This is a genomic window from Psychroflexus sp. MBR-150 (assembly GCF_053628795.1).
In genome coordinates this window covers 1-1074 of the sequence record NZ_JBRJHB010000051.1, presented here as the reverse complement: position 1 = coordinate 1074, position 1074 = coordinate 1, and the positions used below count along the sequence as shown (strand labels likewise).

The following is a 1074-nucleotide window of genomic DNA, read 5'->3' as shown; positions in this document are numbered from 1 at the left end:
TATTTTATATGCTGCAAAAGCTATGCAAATGTGAGCTTCAATCCTACGCTGAACTCTATGATAGATTGGTCTTATTTTCAAGTCTGTCTTAGCTATTCTGAAAGCCTTTTCAATCTTCCATAAATGACTATAATTCTCTAAAATTTCATTTTTATTCAATTTAGCATTAGTTATATAGCCTTTTAGACCATCCCATTTTGCATCTGTTTCAAATTTTGTTTTGTCTATTGAAACTTTTAGCTCTCCATCAAGTTTTAGATATTTATTGTAACCTCTGTTATTGATACTTGACTTGGTTAGTTTTCCTGATCTAATTTTCTTTTCCAGTCTCTTTAATCCCTTTTCTCTATTGTGCTTATCTTTCTTGGCTCTTGAATCGGAATAGCTTATGATAAGTCTCAAATTACCTTTTTCTACAACTGCACTCTCTCCATTTTTAAGTTTTAAAGCTAATATTTTTTCTTTTATAAAGGACTTCTCATTTTTAATTCTAGCTCCAAGAATAAATTCATAACTTTTGCTTTGAAGTTCTTCTATGTTTTTAGAAGAAAGTAGCCCAGAGTCAGCGATGATGACTAATTGATCTAATCCGTATTTTTTCTTAAAACTATCAATGACTGGTAGCATGGTGTGTCCTTCAAATTTATTGCCTTCAAAAATATCGTAAGCCAATGGGTAACCATCTTTGCTAACTAATAACCCTAGTACAATTTGCGGATTTTGATGTTTGCCTTCTTTAGAGAAGCCTGTTTTGCGTAATTCATCTTCGTTATCAATTTCAAAATAAATAGTGGTAACATCATAGAATACTACATTTATTGTTCCATCTAGTATTTTCAAGGTATGATTATAACTAATTTCTTGTATTTGGGATTTGTGTTGTTTATGAAGCTTATCCATGTATCGGTAAATAACTTGAACATCAATAGCTTTATGTTGGTACTTAAAAAGATAATCTGATGTCTTAAGCTTACTAGAAGGGTAGCAAAGTCTAGCAAGAACCAATTGCTTAAATAAATCATGATTAATTTGATTGAACCCAATCTGATTAAAAAGCTTTCCTAAAAGCAGTTC

Annotated in this window: 1 protein-coding gene; it reads right to left on the bottom strand. The window is 30.7% G+C overall.

The window, feature by feature from the left end; all coding sequences use genetic code 11:
• Positions 1-1074, bottom strand: a 1074-nt coding sequence (locus tag ACSSV5_RS12260) for an IS1634 family transposase (RefSeq protein WP_454246101.1), incomplete at both ends; no start/stop codon positions are given.